A 17,136-nucleotide genomic window follows, 5' to 3' on the forward strand; every position below is an offset into this window, starting at 1 on the left:
CGGCGTGCAGCGTCGAGCTCCCCAACGATCCGTCGCGGTTCACGATCGCCCCGTTGTGGGGAATGACGCACAAACATAGGCCTCGCCTCATAGCGCCAAACGGGCGCCGGCGCATGGTCTGACGCACCAGCCACCCGTCGCAAATGCCCGCTGCATAAGCCTTTGCGCCTTCGAGCGCACGCTACCAAGGTCAATTGGCATGAGACCTGCTATTTGAGTTCAAACTTGTATTCAAGATTGAACTCATGACTACCACAGGTACCGCCCGCACCGTCTGTTCGATTAGCCAGCTAGCCGCGCGCTATGCGTCGGGCAGGTTCACGCCCAGCCAGTGCGTCGAGGAAACGCTGCAGCGGATCGACGCAGTGGATCGCCCCGAAGTCTGGATCCACCGTGTCAGTGCCGAGGCGCTCTACGCCCGCGCCGCGCAACTCGAAGCGCTGCAGGCCGAAGCGGGCGCGGCGTTGTTTGAGCGGGCGCCGCTGTTCGGCGTGCCGTTCGCGGTGAAGGACAACATCGACGTGGCGGGCATGCCCACCACGGCCGCCTGTCCCGCGTTCGCCTATACGCCGGCGGAATCGGCGTTTGTCGTGCAGCGTTTGCTGGAGGCGGGCGCCATCCTGATCGGCAAGACCAATCTGGATCAGTTCGCGACCGGCCTCGTCGGGGTGCGCTCGCCGTACGGCGCCGTGCGTCAGGTCGAGTTTCCCGAACGGGTCTCGGGCGGTTCCAGTTCGGGCTCGGCGGTCGCCGTCGCGGCGGGCTGCGTGGCGTTTTCGCTAGGCACGGACACTGCCGGCTCCGGCCGCGTTCCTGCCGGCTTCAATGAACTGGTCGGCCTGAAGCCATCGGTCGGGCTGGTCAGCAAGCGCGGCGTGGTGCCGGCTTGCCAGAGTCTCGATTGCGTGTCGATCTTCGCGCACGACGTGGCCGACGCCTGGGCCGTACTGAGCCAGTTGGCGGGCTTCGACCCGCTGGATAGCTACTCGCGCCGCGTCCCGCCCCTGGGCTTGAGCACGGCGCCGTTGCGTATCGGCGTGCCGGCCCGCGCCGAGTTCTACGGCGACGCGTTCGCCGCCGACGCGTTCCACACCACGCTCGATACGCTGCGCAAGCATCTCGCCCCTTCACCGGCGCTGATCGACCTCGCGCCGTTCACTCAAGTCTCTGCGCTGCTCTACGACGGCCCGTGGGTCGCCGAACGCCGTGCCGCGGTGGGCGAGTTCTTCGACACGCAGCGCGACGCGATCGACCCGGTGGTCGGCGGCGTGATCGGGAAGGCCGACCACTACAGCGCGGTCGACGCCTTCGCTGCGCAATACCGTCTCGCCGCGCTCAAGCGCGCGGCCGAGGCGGTCTTCGACGACATCGACGTCCTGATCGTGCCCACCACGCCGACGCATCCGACCATCGCCGCCGTCAAGGCCAATCCGGTCGAGCTGAACAGCCAGCTCGGCTACTACACGAACTTCGTCAACCTGCTCGATCTGTGTGCGCTGGCGGTGCCGTGCGCAAGACGCAGCGACGGCCTGCCGGCCGGCGTCACGCTGATCGCGCCGGCGGGCGCGGATCATCGGCTGGCGGTGTTGGGCGCGCAGATCCAGAAGCTCTTCTTCGACGACGTGCACGCGCCCGACCTGCCACAGCGCCCGTTGCCGACCGACGAACCGTCCATCACGCTCGCCGTGGTCGGCGCGCATCTGCGTGGCCAACCGTTGAATGGGCAACTGCTCGAAGCAGGGGCGCGCTTTATCGAGGCCACCGAGACCACGCCCGACTATCGGCTATTCGCGCTGGCCGGCACGACGCCGCCCAAGCCCGCACTGGTTAGGATGCCGGATCATCCAGTCGACGCCGACGCCAGCGCCAGCGCAAAAAATCCCACGCAACCCATCGCCGTCGAACTCTGGCAGGTGCCGCTGCGCCTGTTCGGCGCGCTGGTCGCGCAGGTGCCGGCGCCGCTGGGCATCGGCACGGTGCAACTGGCGAACGGCTTGAGCGTCAAGGGTTTTATCTGCGAACCCGCAGCCATTACGGCGGCAACTGGCGCACGCGACATCACGCACTTCGGCGGCTGGCTGGCCTATCTCGCGAGCCTTGCCGCCTCTCCCTCCGTTGCTGTTTCTTCCTAACCGTCAACCCCACGAGACCGGATCCGTCATGAGCAATCGTCGTCACTTTCTTAAGAATGCCAGCCTGCTGACGCTTGGTGCGGTGCTGCCGTTCGAATCGGTATTCGCCGCCGGCAAACTGACCGTCGGGGTGATCTACGTCGGCGCGCGCGGCGACTATGGCTATAACCAGGCCCAAGCCCAGGCCGCCAACGTCATCAAGTCGCTCCCCAACGTCAAGGTGGTCGAAGAAGAGAACGTGCCGGAGACCATCGCGGTGCAGAAGTCCATGGAAGCGATGATCGAGCAGGACGGCGCAACCCTGATCTTCGCCACCTCGTTCGGCTATTTCGATCCGCACGTGCTGAAGATGGCCGCCAAATATCCGAACGTGCGCTTCGCGCATTGCGGCGGCCTGTGGAAGCAGGGCAACCCGTCGAACATCACCAGCTACTTCGGTTATATCGACGAATGCCAGTACCTGAACGGCGTCGTGGCCGGCCACATGAGCAAGAGCAAGAAGCTCGGCTTCGTCGCCGCCAAACCGATCCCGCAGGTGCTGCGCAACATCAATGCGTTCACGCTCGGCGCGCAGTCGGTCGATCCGTCGATCACCACGCACGTGATTTTCACGGGCGACTGGTCGATGCCGGTCAAGGAAGCGGAATCGGCCAACAGCCTCGTCGATCAGGGCTGCGATGTGCTGACCTGTCACGTGGATGGTCCGAAGGTCGTGATCGAAACGGCCGAGAAGCGCGGCGCGATGAGCTGCGGCTATCACGCGAGCCAGGCCGCGCTGGCGCCCAAGGGTTATCTGACCGGTGCGGAATGGGACTGGGCCACGCCTTACAAGGAACTGGTGGCGGGTGCGCAAACCGGCAAGCCGCAACCGAACGTGCTGCGCGGCGGCCTGAAGGAGGGCTTCGTGAAGATGTCGGCGTATGGCGCGAAGGTGACGCCCGACGCGCGCCAGAACGCGGACGGCGTGAAAGCCAGGATGATGTCGGGCGAATTCGTGATCTTCAAAGGCCCGATCAAGGACAACAAGGGCGGCGTGGTGGTCGCGGACGGCACCACGCACGTGCAGACCGACTACACGCTCGAAAGCATGAACTACCTGGTCTCGGGTGTGGTGGGCCAGATCTGATGCACTCGCGGTCCGATCATTTCTCAAGGAGCGGCCATGCGTCCTAATGCGAGTTCTGCCCGGCTGATGCTCGGCGCGCTGCCAGCGTTGCCCACGCTGTGTGCGCTGGCGGGCACGCTGTTGCTGTTCTGGCTGTTCCTGCTGGTGCAGGGCGCGCCGGCGCTCGATGCGATCGGGTTGATTTTTCAGGGCGCGTTCGGTTCCTCGTTCGCGTGGCAAAGCACGCTGCTGCGCGCGTCGCCGCTGATGTTGACGGCGCTGTGCGTGGCGCTGCCGGCTCAGGTTGGGTTGATCGTGATTGGTGGCGAAGGCGCGCTGGCGCTCGGCGGGCTGGCGGCCGCGGTGGTGCCGCAGTGCGTGCCGGCCGGCACGCCGTGGCTCATCGCCACGCCGTTGATGGCGGTGGCCGGCATGCTTGCGGGCGGCGTCTGGATCGGCGCGATCGGCGCGTTGCGGCAATGGCGCGGCGTCAACGAGACGATCAGCAGCCTGCTGATGTCGTATATCGCGATTGCCTTGTTCAAACATCTGGTGGAGGGACCGCTGCGCGATCCGGCGAGCCTGAACAAGCCTTCGACGCTACCAGTGCCCGACGCCATGACCATCGGCTCGCTGCCGGGGCTGGAGGTGCACTGGGGGCTGCTATGGGGCGTGCTGGCCTGTATCGCGGCGTGGGTGTTCGTCAGGCACAGCACGAAAGGCTTCGCCATGCGGGTGGTCGGCGGCAGCAATCGGGCCGCGCGGTTGGTGGGGTTGCCGGTCGGGATGCTGGCGCTGGCGGCCTGTTCGATGGGCGGCGCCGCAGCCGGTCTCGCGGGGATGTTCGAAGTCGCGGCGGTGCAGGGCAGCGCGAATGCATCGCTGCTGGCGGGCTATGGCTACAGCGGCATTCTGGTGGCCTTCGCCGCGCGGCAAAACCCGTTGGCCATCGTATTGTGCGCAGTCCTGATTGGTGGCATCGAGGCAAGCGGCAGTCTGCTGCAACGGCGTCTGGATCTGCCCGATGCGACCACGCTCGTGCTGCAGGGCCTGCTGTTCGCCAACCTGCTCGCGTGGGAAGCGCTGGGTGGCCGCATCGTGGCATGGCGCGTGAAACTGCAGGCGCTGGCCGTCACCGAAGTGCCGGTGCAACTGGAGAAGACTCATGCCTGATATGCACTCGCCTGTCGTGATCCTGCTGCTCTCCTTGCTGGCCGGCGCGATTCGCGTCAGCACGCCGTATCTGTTCGTGAGTCTCGGCGAATGCCTGACGGAGAAGGGCGGCCGCGTGAATCTCGGTCTCGAAGGCATTCTCGTCTCCGGTGCGATGAGCGGTTATGCCGCTTCCTATCTGAGCGGTTCGCCGTGGCTCGGCGTGCTGGCGGCGGGCATCGTGGGCCTGCTGTTCGGCTGTCTGCATGGGCTCGTGTGCTCGCTGCCGCGCGTCTCCGACATCGCCTTCGGCATTGCCCTGATGCTGCTCGGCACCGGCCTCGCGTTCTATCTCGGCAAGCCGTTCATCCAGCCGCAAGCGCCGATGCTGCCGTCGATCGACCTCGGCAGTTGGGCCGTCTCGCCGCAATTGCGCAACGCGCTGCATATCAGCCCGCTGTTCGTGATCGGCATCGTGCTGGCGTTTCTGCTGCAGTGGGGCTTGCGCAGCACACGCTGGGGCATGACGCTGCGCCTCGTCGGCGATCACGCGGAGACCGCGCGGGCGATGGGCTATCCGCTGACGCGCATTCGCATTGCCGCAACGGCCGTTGGCGGATTTTTTGCGGGCGTGGGCGGCGCGTATCTGTCGCTGGTCTACCCGGGGAGCTGGAACGAGGGCCTCTCCAGCGGCCAGGGCTTGATGGCCGTCGCGCTGGTGATTTTCGCGCGCTGGCAGCCGCTGCGCTGTCTGTTTGCCGCGCTGCTGTTCGGTGCGGCCGGCGCGCTCGGCCCCGCCTTGCAGGGCATCGGCGTGACGAGCGGCTACTACCTGTACAACGCCGCGCCTTACGTGCTGACGCTCGCGATCATGATCGTCAATTGCCGTCCCGACCGGACGCTCGCCGGTGCGCCGGGCGAACTCAGCCTCACGCGCTGACGCGCATGTCGATGCCAACCTGAAGAGTCCACCACCATGAACCGATTCATCGAAGCGAAGCCTTACCCGTGGCCCTATGACGGCAACCTGCGGCCGGACAACACGGCGCTGGTCATCATCGACATGCAGACCGACTTCTGCGGTCACGGCGGCTACGTCGACAAGATGGGCTACGACCTGTCGCTCACGCGCGCTCCGATCGAGCCGATCAGCAACGTGCTCGCGCTGATGCGCACCCAGGGCTTCACGATCATTCATACGCGTGAAGGGCATCGTCCGGACCTGTCCGATCTGCCGGCCAACAAGCGTTGGCGCAGCCGCCGCGCGGGCACCGAGGGGGTGGGCATCGGCGACGACGGCCCGTGCGGCAGGATCCTCGTGCGCGGCGAAGTGGGCTGGGAGATCATCGACGAACTCGCGCCGTTCCCCGGCGAAATCATCATCGACAAACCGGGCAAGGGCTCGTTCTGCGCGACCGATCTGGAGCTGGTCCTGCGCACGCGCGGTATCGTCAACCTGGTGCTGACCGGCATCACGACCGATGTCTGCGTCCACACCACCATGCGCGAAGCGAACGATCGCGGCTTCGAATGCACGGTGCTGGCCGACTGCTGCGGCGCGACCGACAAGAGCAACCACGACGCCGCGCTGCACATGATCACGATGCAAGGCGGCGTGTTCGGCACGGTGTCCGATTCGCGCGCGCTGCTCGCCACTCTCGGACGCTGACCGATCATGTCGACTCCCGCTCCCTACAACCAGCCGCAAGACGCGGCCACGCATGCGCTGGGTGTCGAAGTCCTCGGCGCCACGAAATCGTTCGGCTCGTTTCGCGCGCTCGACAAGGTGTCGATCAAGGTCGCGCCCGGCACCATCCACGCGCTGCTCGGCGAGAACGGCGCGGGCAAGAGCACGCTGGTGAAGGGGCTCGTCGGCTATGGCCTGCTCGACGAAGGACAGATCACCGCAGACGGACGCGAAGTGAAGATCGCCTCGCCGCGCGATGCCCAGGCGCTCGGCATTGGCATGGTGTATCAGCATTTCACGCTGGCAACCGGTCTGTCCGTCGAAGAAAACCTGCTGCTGGCGCGCGGGCGTTTGTCCTGGCGAATCGACTGGAAGCGCGAGCGCGCCGCGTTGACGGAGTTCATGACGCGCATGCCGTTCAGGCTGCCGCTCGACGCGCCGGTCGCGGGACTTGCCGCCGGCGAAAAGCAGAAGCTGGAAATCCTCAAGCAGCTCTATCTGCGCCAGCGCTTTCTGATTCTCGACGAACCGACCTCGGTGCTCACGCCGCAGGAAGCGGACGAGGTGCTCGGCCTGATGCGCGATCTGACGACGCGCGGCGAACTGACGGTGCTGATGATCACGCACAAGTTTCGCGAGGTGATGGCCTATGCCGACGACGTCACAGTCCTGCGCAAAGGACGCCAGGTCGGCACGACGGCGGTCGCGCAGACCGACCGCGAACAACTCGCGAACTGGATGATGGGCACGAGCTCGATCGTGCAGGCCGAGGCCTCGCGCGAAGAAGCGCCGGTATTGGCGGAGATCCGCGTCGAGCGGGCCGCGCGCAAACCGGTCGATCCCGAGGCGGCAATCCGGCTCGAACTGCGCGACCTTTCGGTGCAGGACGACCGCGGCCACACGGCCGTGCGGCATGCGACGCTGGCCGTACGCGCGGGTGAGATTCTCGGTCTCGCGGGTGTGTCGGGCAACGGCCAGAAGGAACTGGTCGAGGCGCTGGTGGGCCAGCGGCGCCCCGTGGCAGGCGAGATGCAGATCGCCGGTGCGCCGTATCGCGCCACACGTGAGGAGATGACCACGCGGCGCGTCTTCTCGATTCCCGAAGAGCCGCTCAAGAACGCCTGTGTGGCCGGCATGAGCGTCGCGGAAAACCTGGCACTCCGAGATTTCGACCGCACGCCGGTCTGCCGCAGCGGCTGGCGGCTCGATCGCAAGGCGATGCGCGAGCGCGCCACGGAGTTGATCCGCGACTTCAACGTGCGTCCGCCCGTGCCGGACCGGATGATCGGCACGCTCTCCGGCGGCAACGTGCAGCGTGCGGTGCTGGCGCGCGAACTGGGCCAGCCGGTGGATGTGCTGATCGTCGCGAATCCGGTGTTCGGTCTCGATTTCGCGTCGGTGGCGGATATTCACGCGCGGCTGATCGCGGCGCGCGATGCGGGCGCGGCCGTGCTGCTTGTCAGCGAAGATCTGGATGAGTTGCTGGAACTGGCCGACCGTATCGCCGTGATGGCGGAAGGCAGACTGGTCTACGAAACGCCGGCGGCAGGCGCGGAGCGCGCCGTGCTGGGACGGCACATGGCGGGGCATATGGACGAGGCGTTCCACTAATGATGAGCATCGAAGTTAAGGCGTTACCTTCGCCGTTCGTATTCGAGCCGCAGCACACCGCGCTCGTGATCATCGACATGCAGCGCGATTTCATCGAGCCAGGCGGCTTCGGCGAGTCGCTCGGCAACGATGTCTCGTTGCTCGCGGAGATCGTGCCGAGCGTCGCCGAACTGCTGGCGCTCGCCCGTCGCACGGGCTTGCTGGTGGTCCACACGCGCGAATCGCATGCACCGGACCTGTCCGACTGTCCACCGGCGAAGCGCTTGCGCGGCGCACCGCAGATGCGCATTGGCGAGCCTGGACCGATGGGCCGGATTCTGGTGCGCGGCGAACCCGGCAATGCGATTATCGACGCGCTGGCGCCCGTGGAGGGCGAACTGGTGATCGACAAGCCCGGCAAAGGTGCGTTTTACGCCACGCGCTTAAGCGAAGCGTTGAGCGCACGCGGCATCACGCATCTGCTGTTCGCCGGCGTCACGACCGAGGTCTGCGTGCAGACCTCGATGCGCGAGGCCAACGACCGCGGCTATGAATGCCTGCTGATCGAAGATGCCACCGCCAGCTACTTCCCCGCGTTCAAGCAGGCGAGTCTGGAGATGATTCGTTCGCAGGGCGGCATCGTGGGCTGGACCGCACCGTTGGCCGCATTGAAAAAAGGACTGTGAGGATGGAAGTCAACAAGCCGGAAATCGTCGCCGAAGTGACGGCGGCATTTGTCGAATACGAACGGGCGCTGGTCGCCAACGAAGTGGACACGATGAACGCGCTGTTCTGGCATACACCCGAAACCGTGCGCTACGGGATTGCCGAAGTGCAGCACGGCGGCGACGCGATACGCGCGTGGCGCGCGTCGTGCGAACCGGTGCCTGCGTCGCGGCGGCTGTATCGCACCGTGGTCACCACCTTCGGCGCCGACTACGCCACCGTCAGCACCGAGTTCACCAGCGACGCCACCGCGTTGCTCGGCCGCCAGATGCAGAGCTGGGCACGCGTGGGAGCCGCGAGCGAGGCGCACCACGGTTGGAAAATCGTCGCCGCCCATGTGAGTCTTATCGCTGCGCCATGAATGGGCGCCCCGGTGTGCTCTTGAGCAACGCATAATAAGAACATGGCAAGGAGAGGGTGCGAGATGAGTGAAAACGAAACGGGCGACGTGAAGCTGGCAAGCGCGCCGTTTGCGGCCAATGCGCCCAACCCGCTGGCCGAGCAGGTGTACCAGCAACTGAAGAGCGACATCTTCAGTTTCCGGCTGTTCCCCGGCGACCGCTTCTCCGAAAGCGACATCGCCCAGCACTACGGCGTATCGCGCACGCCGATGCGCGATGGCCTGTTTCGCCTGCAACGCGAGGGCTATCTGGAGGTGGGTTTTCGGCGCGGCTGGAAAGTTTCGCAGATCAACTTCGAGCAACTGGATCAGCTCTACGATCTGCGCATCGTGCTCGAACTGGCCTCGCTCGAGCGGTTGACCTCGGGTAATTCACCGCACGCGGCCATCGACCCGCTCAAGGCAATCTGGTGCGTCGCGCCCGAACTGCGCGAGAGCGATCCGGTGACCATGTTCGGCATGGACGAGAATTTCCACCGTCAACTGGTGGCCGCGACCGGCAATGGAGAAATGCTTCGGGTGCACAACGAGGTCACCGAGCGCATCCGCATTGTGCGGCGGCTGGATTTTCTCAAGCCGCATCGGACCAGCGCGACCTATGACGAGCACTCGACCATGCTGCACCTGATCGAGCGCAACCGCTTGCCGGAAGCCAGCATTCTGCTGCGTGCGCACATCACGCAGAGCAAACTCGAGGTGCGCAAGATCACGGTATCGATGCTTGCTGCGGCACGCGATCAGAAGCTGCCGTTTGTGTCTTAGGGGCGTCGTCGCCGAATAAGGGGCGCAACGTCAGTTGACGCGTCTTGCGAAGTCGCAGCGCCAATGCACCGGTTCGGTTCAATCGCGCTGGAACATGGCGGAGATCGACTACTCCGGGTGGCTCGCAGGGCACAGCGGATTGCTACACTGCGATTGGGTTTCGCTCCGGCTCCGCCCGCAATTTCTCCCCGCAAGACCACGCCTGCCGCTGTTGCTCGTCGTTAGTTAAGCGAAGCGCTCGAAGACGCCCCCGAATCGACCCAACGTTGCGCGCCCGCAGCGTGTCCCGGAGGTAACACATGTCCACGCTCTGTTCCGGCTTGCCGCAAATCGTCCGGTGGGCGCTCGTGTGTGGCGTGGCCGCGCTGGCCTTGAATGCGCATGGGCAACGTTCGGCGGGTGGGTCCGAGGCCGTGCCCTCGCAACTGCTCAGCGACGACGAGCGAATTGATTTCTGCACACAAATGCACCATGCGTCGACGCCGCAGGAGCGCAGCGCGGTGGCCGCGCGGATGCGCGATACCTTGACGCCGCGCGCCAAAGGGCAGGGTGTCGCGCTGCCGCCGTGGGTGCTCGCGGGACGGCCTGCCAGCGAGGGCAGCGACATACCGGGTCTGAGTTGCCAGGCCGGCGCCGCGCGGCCGCGGATGCCCACGGCCGTGCCCGCACCGGTGCCTGCACCCGCGCCGGTTCGCGAGGTGCCTGAACGCAAGCCGCCGCAGCACGAAGTGGCTACGCGCGAACCGTCCGGCCGTTCGCCTGCGAGCCGCGAACCGTCGACTCACGCGTTGGCGGCGAATCAATCCGCCGCGCAGAGCATGCCGGCTACGGCTACGGCCACGCCTGCGACTCCGGCAATGCCACCCCCCGACACCTCGGCGCGCAATACCTCGCCCAACGACATACCGGTCGCTCACGACAACCACGGCATCGCTTATGTCACCGGCGGCGTAGGCCAGGACGAAGTCGCGGCGTTTCGCGGACTCGCCTCCGGCTACAACATGCGGGCGACCTTCATGACGGGGTCCGGCGAGTATCTGTCGGGGGTGGCGGTGCAGGTGGCGAGATCGGACGGCACGGTGGTGTTCAACGCGACCTCGGATGGGCCGTATCTGTTCGCCCGGCTTCCGCAGGGACACTACCGTTTGACGGCCATGCTGGATGGCGCGCCGCGCAGTCGCGAACTGTATGTGCCGGCGCGTGGCGGCGTCAGATTGACGTTGGTGTGGCCGATGCTGCACGCAAGCTCGACCAACTAGATCGACGCAACGCGCCGGGCGGTCCGGCGCGCTGCGCGCAAGCGCTAGCTCAACTGCCGTTGTAGACAGTCCGGTTGAGCATCTTGATCTGGCCGTCGGTTTCGGCCTGGTACAACTCGCGCTTCACTTCCTGGCGCGTGAGGCCGGCCGGCGAGCCGGCGGCGGTCTGGCCGCTGGTGTCCATGCCGACGCCGCTGTTGGCGGTGCCGTTGACATTGGCGTCGCCGTTGCCGACGGTCGCTGCCGGTTGAGCGGCGGTGGGGGCATCCTGCGCAAACACGGGCGCGGCGCAAGCAATGGCGGAAACAGCAACTGCAACATAAGCGATTCGGAACATATTCGACTCCTGGAGGAAGGACGTTAGGACTTCGGCTTATTTCTTGAAACACTGCCGAATTCGGGTCTCCACAACGCCAAACCAGTCTACGGCTGCGCTCGGGTCGTCATGCTGACGCCTGGATGGCAAATTGGTCAGATATAAAACCGTTGAATGAAAGGCCGAAAATAGCCGTGCAAGGCGGATGAAAGGGCCAACTCATATTCGGCCTGCCGCTGCGGACGGCTCGTTAGACGCCGCGCTGGAATAAATGCTGAATGGGTAAATCTTTAAATCGCTGCCGGTGGTCCCCTTATTTTTTAAAAACTGAGACGCACGGACAAGTTTTGTCCTTTGAAACGATCAGACTGGCAAAAAGAGAGAAACAGATGGCCATAAAACACAAAGGTCGATTTGCAACGGCTTGGTGTGATATTTCCGGGGACCCATAATGAATCACCATCAGCTTGAAAAAGATATTGAACATCTTGAGCACCTGCTGCCGCGAATCGCCACGGCGGACCGTCCGTTGCCGCTGAGTTACTGGCGGGATCGGGTGGACGGTTTGTCCGGCGTGGTCCAGGTGCCCTCGCAGGTCAGCCGGGTCAACCGGCTCAAGGAAGCGCTGCGGGCACTCGAAGCGTGCCAGCAGGCGTTGCCGCACGCGCAGAGGGAGAGAGGCGGTGCAACTGGCGTGCGTTGCACTTTGCAAGGCGGAACGGGGTAGGGGGCCGCGCAGCGTCACGCCTCGCGTGCGTCGATTCGACCGGCGCTGCGCCTAAACGGCATTGAGCTGAAACGCGAGCATCGCGTCAGCCGGCATCGGCTTGCCGAACAGATAGCCCTGCATCACGCGGCCGCCTAGCGAGGTTAATATTTCGCACTGCGATTCGGTTTCGACACCTTCCACCACGCATTCCAGGCCGAGGTTGCGGCACAGATCCATCACCGAGCGGATGATTTTTGCGGAAGCGACGTCTGTATCGACCTCGGCCACGAAGCTGCGATCGATCTTGATCGTATCGAAGGGCAGCCGGTGGACATAGCTCAGGCTCGAGTAGCCGGTGCCGAAATCGTCGAGCGACACATGGCAGCCCACCTGCTTGATCAGCGACAGCGAGGCGCGCGCCTGCCTGAAGTCGCGCGTCACGGCGGTTTCGGTGATTTCGAAATGCACCCGCTCGGCATCGGTCGGGCTTTCCTGCACGATATCCAGCAGCCGGCGCGCGCGCGGCACCGACGAGATGTCGAGTGCCGAAAGGTTGAACGACAGATACATGTGGGCCGGCCAATGGGAGGCTTCGGCCAGCGCCTTGCGCAGCAGCACCTCGGTGACCACGCGGATCAGATCGGTCCGCTCGGCGATGCGGATAAATTCTTCCGGTCTGACCTGGCCAAGCTTCGGACTGCGCCAGCGGCCCAGGGCTTCGAAGCCCACCACGCTGTGCGCGCCGACGTCGTAGATGGGCTGGAACTCCAGATAGAGCTCGGCGTCGAGGCTTGCGGCCTTGAGCTCCTGAGCGACCAGACTGGCGCGCCGCACGCGGTGCTCGTGCTCGGCGGAAAACACCACGGCAGTGCCGCGACGGCTCTCCTTGCCGACGTAGAGCGCCGCATCCGCGCGCTCGAAGATATCGGAGACGCTGACGCTCGGCGGCGGCAAGCCGGCCCAGCCGATCGTGCCCGACAACTCCGCCGTGTTGCCGCCTATCGTGTAAGGGCGGCTTAACCGCTCGCACAGCGTCTGACCGAGGCGGTCGAGTTCGTCTTCCGTGAGGCGCCGTTGAATAATGATGCCGAATTCGTCGCCGCCCAGCCGCGCAAAAAAGATCGCCGGGTCCGCCAGCTCCAGAAGCCGTGCACCGACTTCCTTGAGCACGAGGTCGCCGCTCGAGTGCCCGTAGATATCGTTCACCTGCTTGAAACCGTCGAGGTCGATCAGGCCCATGTGGAAGGTGGCCGTTTCGCCCGTGCCTTGCTCGGCCAGCGCATTCAGCGACGAAAAGAAACTGCGCCGGTTGGGCAGGCCCGTGAGGCTGTCGATATTCGCGAGGCGGAAGTTATCGTCGCTGAGTTTCTGCGTGACGGCCTGGCTGGCCAGCAGTTCGCGCTTCGAAGACTCCAGGCTGGAGAAGTTTCGATAGTAGAGGTGGACGATCAGGGCGAGCGTAATGCCGACGAACAACATGTCGACCGCCATCGCGACAAACACCGGACGCCCCGCCGCGAACAGGACGATCGTGAACGAGCCGATCACGATGCTCAGCAGCAGGAACGCGGCGGCGCGCAGATGCATCAGGCAGAACACGCATCCCACCACCGTGGTCGCCATGTAGAACGCCACCTGAGCCTGTTCGTAGGCAGGGCCGTAGTGGAACAGCAGCGCGGCCCACGTCGTGAAAGTGACGCCCATCACGCCGGCGAGCCACAAGGTCTTGCGCAATTCCGGCAACGCCTGCTCATGCGTGAGCGTCCGTTGCCGGAAGAACCACCATCGCACGCAGCGAATCAGGCAGAAGGCGCAGAGGGCAAGCGGGGTGTAGACGGCGAGCCAGGCGGGCGCGCAGCCGACGTGCGTGATCGCCACCGCCATGGTGTTGATCACCAGCATGAAATAGAGCAGCGGGATTTGCCGGCCGAAGGCCTGCATCTGCGAGCGCACTAGTTCCGGATCGGTGCCGTCGACCGTGAACGCCCCCCGTATTCGAGCTACCGAAACCATCAGTGCCCCTAACCTGGATTTAGATGTAACACCGTATATCGGCATTTCCCTCCAGGTTCTTCAGCGTTTCTTCGCTGTGCGACGCAAATAGGCGGGGTATTTTTTCAGGGGCGGGCACGCAAACGTTGTCGTGCTGGTGCGGGGAGTTTGCGGCGCCGGTTTGGCGGGTTCTGCCGGTCCAGGCTTTCAGAGGCTTACGCTAGCTCAGATGGCGTGGTTCGCTTGCGCTGACGCATCAGCGTGTCGCGATAGATGCCCGGCTGCTGCGCCAGTTCCGCCGGTGAGCCGTCCTGGGTGACGCGGCCGCGGTTGATCACGAGGATGCGGTCGAAGCTCTGCAGCGTGGACAGACGGTGGGCAATAGCGACTACCGTGCGGTTTTGCATGAGCCGTTCGAGGGCGGTTTGAATCGCTGCTTCGGAGGCCGAATCGAGCGAGGAGGTGGCTTCGTCGAGCAGGAGAATCGGCGAATCCCTGAGGATGGCGCGCGCAATGGCGATGCGCTGCCGTTGGCCGCCTGAAAGCCGCGTGCCGCGATCGCCGGCGATGGTGTTGAGCCCATCGGGCATGGCGGCGATGAAGTCGAGGCAGTTAGCGTCCTCGCAGGCACGCCGTACCTCCGGCTCGGAGGCTTTCGGCACGCCGTAGCGGATGTTCTCGAGCAGCGAGCGGTGAAACAGCGAGGCATCCTGCGGGACCACCGAAATCGCCGCCTGCAGGCTGTCGAGGCTCACCTTTGCGATGTCCTGGTCCGAGATGGCGACACTGCCGCCCGCCGGTTCGTAGAAGTGCTGGATCAGGGCGAGGATGGTCGATTTACCCGCGCCCGATGGACCGATCAGCCCGACCCGCTCGCCGGCCCGGATCTGCAGATTCAGGCCGTTCAACACCGGCCGTCGCCCGGGGTAGGCGAAGGTCACGTCCCTGAACTCGATGGTGGCTTCCCGCACCTGCAGAGGCGGCGCGTCGTGGTGCTCCGGCATGTCGTGCGGCGTCAGCAGGATCGACGAGGCTTCGCCGAGGCGGGCCACGTGTTGCGTAAGATCGACGAAAGCCACCGCCAGATCGCGCGTACCGTGCAGGATCGCAAAGCCGAGCGAGCTGATCAGCACCACGTCGCCGGTGGTTGCGCGATTCATGCTCCAGAGCCATAAGGTCCAGCCGAGCATGGCGGCCGACAGCAGCGCGGTAGCCAGCGCATGCAGCAGGCGCAGTTTCTCCAGGTAAAGCAGGCTGCGGGTGCGCGCCTGAGTTTCCGTGGACAGATGCGCGTCGAAGCGGCGCCGCTCGGATCGCACGGCGCCGAACGCCCGCACCAGCCCCATGTTGCCGATGATGTCGACCAGTTCGCCGTCCACCGACGCCGCTCGCGCCGCGAACGCCTGGTGCCGCGAGGTGCCTTTCTTCGCCAGCACGAAGACCGCGAAGGCGAGCGTGGCGGAGATCGCCACCAGCGCAGCGCTCATCGGCACGCTGACGGTCGCGACCATCGCAATGGCGCCGACCACCGTCAGGCAGGGCGGCAGCGCGGTCCATGAGACGGTGTTTTCGAGCACGTATACGGCATTGGCCGTCGCCGAGATGCGGCTCGACAGGACACCCGGCGGTTTGTCCGCGAAGAACGCGGGTGGATGCGCGGTCAGATAGGCGAACATCTCGCGGCGGATGTCGCCGGTCACGGTCACAAAGACGCGCGCCGCGATCCAGCCGCCGACGCGCCAGAACAGGTTGTCCGCGAGAATCAGCCCGACGAGTATGACGAATGCCCGCATCACGACGGCCGGATGCGCGCGCCCGGACGGCAGGGCGTCAATGAGATTCTTGATGCCGTACTGCGAGGCCAGCGCGCAGCCGACTGCGGCGAGCACACTCGTCAGCACGATCAGATGCGACACTTTGCGCCGGGCAAGGTAACGCCAGAGGAGGCGCAGCGGCTTGCCGGCATAGCGCGACATTTCCCGCGAGCGCGCACGCCGGCGTGCATGGCGGATGTGACGCCGGCGGGTGGGTTCGGGAATGTCCATTGCCTCGTGCTTCGTCGCGGTTGCGGTTGCGGGCCTGACGGAGCACCGCGCTTTTAGCGTGCGGGGCCGGCAAGCGGTGGCCTGGTGAGTGAATCGCCATGAGGGGCGTCAGCAACGCGCGTGCCCGAAGGGGCGATGGCGGTGAACGGGGGCGTTCGATTTACGCGGCTTGCGGCACTTGCCTCACAATCTGTTCCGCTTAAAGCATTTTGTTTTTGAGCCGATATGCTGTCGACACGAGGAAGAGTCCCTCTGGAAAGCCTATGCATACCCATTACGACAATCTCAAGGTCACACGCGGCGCGCCGGCGGAGGTGATTCGTGCCGCGTATAAGGCGTTGAGCCAGCGGTACCACCCCGACAAGAACCCCAGCCCCGACGCACAGCGCATCATGCGCATCATCAACGAGGCCTATGCGGTGTTGGGCGATCCGGACCGCAGAACGGCCTACGACCGCGAACTCGCCGCGCGCGACGGGCAGGCGCCGAAGGTGGCGGGGCCGTCAGCCGGTCAGCCGCAGCAGGGCGCGGAGGTGCACACCGGCGGTGCGGGCGCGGACTCGCCGCCGTTCGCGGCGGGCCATCAGGGCCACCAAGGCTACCAGTTCAACCCAGGCTCCCAGGCCGCCTACGAAGCGGCGGCCGCCTTTTACACGCAGACGAATAAACGAGGGCTCTCGCGCAAGGCCATTGCTGCGTTGGTCCTCGTCGTGCTGTTGTGCGCTGCCTGGTTATGGCATATCAACCAGCGTCAACCGAGCGGCCGGCGCGAGGCTATCGCCGCGCAGAATGCCGGCCCATCGGTCACATGGACCAATCCGGTCACCCACGCGAGCGCCGACATCGACGGCATCTGGAAGCTCTCGGTGACGGGCGCCGACGACGGCCAACCGGTGTACACCTTCACCGAAGCAAACGGCAGCGCGGCGATCGTTTTCGCGCGAGAGGATCTGCCCGGCGTCGGCTTCAACAAATACATTCCCGCCTACCTGCGCAACAACGCCGCCACCATGCCGCTCGGCGCGCCCGGCATCCGCGAGACTACGGATGGTCACGAGAGCTGGTCCACCGACGGCCACCTCATTGCGGCTCCGTCCATGAGGACGCACGTGGAATTGCGTCATATCGGCACGTCGTTCTGGCGTCTCGTGATCGTGCAGGCCCAGCCCTACGAGGCCACGGACGACGCCACCCGCACCCTGAAAGCGCGGCTATGGGCAACGCTCGCCGGGCTTTAACGCACGCCTGGCACAGCGCACAG

General features: G+C 65.2%; 14 protein-coding genes and 1 pseudogene. 12 read left to right on the forward strand and 3 right to left on the reverse strand.

Annotation, left to right across the window (positions count from 1 at the left end; all coding sequences use genetic code 11):
• Positions 1–245: 245 nt before the first annotated feature.
• The 10 genes from atzF to P3T42_RS17450 all read left to right on the forward strand — a co-directional run bounded on the left by atzF (position 246) and on the right by P3T42_RS17450 (position 10,813).
• The gene (atzF, locus tag P3T42_RS17405) at positions 246–2,132 is read left to right on the forward strand and encodes an allophanate hydrolase (protein WP_429306745.1); all 1,887 of its coding nucleotides are present in this window, start codon (positions 246–248) and stop codon (positions 2,130–2,132) included.
• A gap of 28 nt (positions 2,133–2,160) precedes the next feature.
• Positions 2,161–3,258, forward strand: a complete 1,098-nt coding sequence (locus tag P3T42_RS17410; RefSeq protein WP_074295531.1) for a BMP family ABC transporter substrate-binding protein — start codon at positions 2,161–2,163, stop codon at positions 3,256–3,258.
• Positions 3,259–3,294: 36 nt separating this feature from the next.
• The gene (locus tag P3T42_RS17415) at positions 3,295–4,410 is read left to right on the forward strand and encodes an ABC transporter permease (protein WP_429306746.1); all 1,116 of its coding nucleotides are present in this window, start codon (positions 3,295–3,297) and stop codon (positions 4,408–4,410) included.
• Entirely contained in the window at positions 4,403–5,329 is a 927-nt protein-coding gene (locus P3T42_RS17420; RefSeq protein ID WP_429306747.1) for an ABC transporter permease, read from the forward strand. Before P3T42_RS17415 ends, P3T42_RS17420 begins: the two co-directional genes overlap by 8 nt.
• 36 nt (positions 5,330–5,365) lie before the next feature.
• Positions 5,366–6,058 carry a biuret amidohydrolase gene (gene biuH / locus P3T42_RS17425; RefSeq protein WP_074295528.1) on the forward strand — a complete coding sequence of 231 codons (693 nt, stop codon included), beginning with the start codon at positions 5,366–5,368 and terminating at the stop codon, positions 6,056–6,058.
• A 6-nt stretch (positions 6,059–6,064) separates the two neighbouring features.
• Complete coding sequence (locus P3T42_RS17430) at positions 6,065–7,687, forward strand: ABC transporter ATP-binding protein (protein ID WP_429306748.1); 1,623 nt, start codon at positions 6,065–6,067, stop codon at positions 7,685–7,687.
• 2 nt (positions 7,688–7,689) lie between these two features.
• Positions 7,690–8,352: a cysteine hydrolase family protein gene (locus P3T42_RS17435; protein WP_429306790.1), complete on the forward strand. Its 663-nt coding sequence runs from the start codon at positions 7,690–7,692 to the stop codon at positions 8,350–8,352.
• 2 nt (positions 8,353–8,354) lie between these two features.
• The gene (gene hpxZ, locus P3T42_RS17440) at positions 8,355–8,753 is read left to right on the forward strand and encodes an oxalurate catabolism protein HpxZ (protein WP_429306749.1); all 399 of its coding nucleotides are present in this window, start codon (positions 8,355–8,357) and stop codon (positions 8,751–8,753) included.
• 63 nt (positions 8,754–8,816) lie between these two features.
• Positions 8,817–9,554 carry a GntR family transcriptional regulator gene (locus P3T42_RS17445; RefSeq protein WP_429306750.1) on the forward strand — a complete coding sequence of 246 codons (738 nt, stop codon included), beginning with the start codon at positions 8,817–8,819 and terminating at the stop codon, positions 9,552–9,554.
• 299 nt (positions 9,555–9,853) lie between these two features.
• A complete protein-coding gene (locus tag P3T42_RS17450) occupies positions 9,854–10,813 on the forward strand; it encodes a carboxypeptidase-like regulatory domain-containing protein (protein WP_429306751.1) in 960 nt (319 codons plus the stop codon).
• A 49-nt stretch (positions 10,814–10,862) separates the two neighbouring features.
• On the opposite strand, the gene P3T42_RS17455 is transcribed toward P3T42_RS17450, so the two are convergent.
• Complete coding sequence (locus tag P3T42_RS17455) at positions 10,863–11,150, reverse strand: hypothetical protein (RefSeq protein ID WP_429306752.1); 288 nt, start codon at positions 11,148–11,150, stop codon at positions 10,863–10,865.
• Positions 11,151–11,580: 430 nt separating this feature from the next.
• Here P3T42_RS17455 and P3T42_RS17460 point away from each other — a divergent pair.
• Positions 11,581–11,784, forward strand: a pseudogene (locus P3T42_RS17460) (hypothetical protein); the annotation flags it as partial.
• A 123-nt stretch (positions 11,785–11,907) separates the two neighbouring features.
• Here P3T42_RS17460 and P3T42_RS17465 read toward each other — a convergent pair.
• Both P3T42_RS17465 and P3T42_RS17470 read right to left on the reverse strand, forming a co-directional pair.
• On the reverse strand, positions 11,908–13,851 hold the full coding sequence (locus P3T42_RS17465; RefSeq protein ID WP_429306753.1) for a putative bifunctional diguanylate cyclase/phosphodiesterase: 1,944 nt from the start codon (positions 13,849–13,851) through the stop codon (positions 11,908–11,910).
• 194 nt (positions 13,852–14,045) lie between these two features.
• Complete coding sequence (locus P3T42_RS17470; RefSeq protein WP_429306754.1) at positions 14,046–15,875, reverse strand: ABC transporter ATP-binding protein; 1,830 nt, start codon at positions 15,873–15,875, stop codon at positions 14,046–14,048.
• Positions 15,876–16,138: 263 nt separating this feature from the next.
• Here P3T42_RS17470 and P3T42_RS17475 point away from each other — a divergent pair, with 263 nt between their 5' ends.
• Positions 16,139–17,113, forward strand: coding sequence for a J domain-containing protein (locus P3T42_RS17475; RefSeq protein WP_074295518.1), 975 nt, complete (start codon positions 16,139–16,141; stop codon positions 17,111–17,113).
• The last annotated feature ends 23 nt before the right edge of the window (positions 17,114–17,136 follow it).

This window comes from Paraburkholderia sp. GAS38 (genome assembly GCF_050434965.1).
GTDB lineage: Bacteria > Pseudomonadota > Gammaproteobacteria > Burkholderiales > Burkholderiaceae > Paraburkholderia > Paraburkholderia phenazinium_A.

What these genes read in the sequence shown, in the direction of transcription:
- biuH (WP_074295528.1), top strand. Translation starts at nt 5,366, where the DNA reads ATGAACCGATTCATCGAAGCGAAGCCTTACCCGTGGCCCTATGACGGC.
- hpxZ (WP_429306749.1), top strand. Translation starts at nt 8,355, where the DNA reads ATGGAAGTCAACAAGCCGGAAATCGTCGCCGAAGTGACGGCGGCATTT.
- P3T42_RS17470 (WP_429306754.1), bottom strand. Translation starts at nt 15,875, where the DNA reads ATGGACATTCCCGAACCCACCCGCCGGCGTCACATCCGCCATGCACGC.
- P3T42_RS17455 (WP_429306752.1), bottom strand. Translation starts at nt 11,150, where the DNA reads ATGTTCCGAATCGCTTATGTTGCAGTTGCTGTTTCCGCCATTGCTTGC.
- P3T42_RS17410 (WP_074295531.1), top strand. Translation starts at nt 2,161, where the DNA reads ATGAGCAATCGTCGTCACTTTCTTAAGAATGCCAGCCTGCTGACGCTT.
- atzF (WP_429306745.1), top strand. Translation starts at nt 246, where the DNA reads ATGACTACCACAGGTACCGCCCGCACCGTCTGTTCGATTAGCCAGCTA.
- P3T42_RS17465 (WP_429306753.1), bottom strand. Translation starts at nt 13,851, where the DNA reads ATGGTTTCGGTAGCTCGAATACGGGGGGCGTTCACGGTCGACGGCACC.
- P3T42_RS17420 (WP_429306747.1), top strand. Translation starts at nt 4,403, where the DNA reads ATGCCTGATATGCACTCGCCTGTCGTGATCCTGCTGCTCTCCTTGCTG.
- P3T42_RS17415 (WP_429306746.1), top strand. Translation starts at nt 3,295, where the DNA reads ATGCGTCCTAATGCGAGTTCTGCCCGGCTGATGCTCGGCGCGCTGCCA.
- P3T42_RS17445 (WP_429306750.1), top strand. Translation starts at nt 8,817, where the DNA reads ATGAGTGAAAACGAAACGGGCGACGTGAAGCTGGCAAGCGCGCCGTTT.
- P3T42_RS17450 (WP_429306751.1), top strand. Translation starts at nt 9,854, where the DNA reads ATGTCCACGCTCTGTTCCGGCTTGCCGCAAATCGTCCGGTGGGCGCTC.
- P3T42_RS17435 (WP_429306790.1), top strand. Translation starts at nt 7,690, where the DNA reads ATGAGCATCGAAGTTAAGGCGTTACCTTCGCCGTTCGTATTCGAGCCG.
- P3T42_RS17430 (WP_429306748.1), top strand. Translation starts at nt 6,065, where the DNA reads ATGTCGACTCCCGCTCCCTACAACCAGCCGCAAGACGCGGCCACGCAT.
- P3T42_RS17475 (WP_074295518.1), top strand. Translation starts at nt 16,139, where the DNA reads ATGCATACCCATTACGACAATCTCAAGGTCACACGCGGCGCGCCGGCG.